At 54.5% G+C, this 266-nt stretch carries 1 protein-coding gene; it reads left to right on the top strand.

What is annotated here, in order from left to right; genetic code table 11:
* A partial coding sequence (locus SB822_RS57755) for a hypothetical protein (RefSeq protein WP_410859192.1) occupies positions 1–250 on the top strand: 250 nt, incomplete at its 5' end.
* Positions 251–266 lie beyond the last annotated feature (16 nt).

The raw sequence follows: 266 nt of genomic DNA, 5'->3' as shown, positions 1-266 counted from the left end.
CATCGAATTTCCGGAAGACGAACAAGCGGATGTGATCGCGTTGCTGGCTGATTTCGGCTTCGAAGTCGCTGAATTCCAGATCGCCGACGAGGACGCCTATCCGGCTGACAGGAATGTTGGCCCGGTCGGCAGGCAAGTCACGGTCACACGTCTCGCGAATGAAACGACGGGCAGTTATAAAGCTGGTCGCGGAACGTCCTGGATCAGCGAATTTGCGGATGATTTACGTTCAGGATCATTCGATTTATGAGATGCGGCTGCCGAGT

Source organism: Paraburkholderia sp. SIMBA_054, from assembly GCF_046534875.1.
Taxonomy (GTDB): Bacteria; Pseudomonadota; Gammaproteobacteria; order Burkholderiales; family Burkholderiaceae; genus Paraburkholderia; species Paraburkholderia hospita.
Note: the sequence above shows the minus strand (reverse complement) of the source record. Positions and strands in the feature narration are given on the sequence as shown.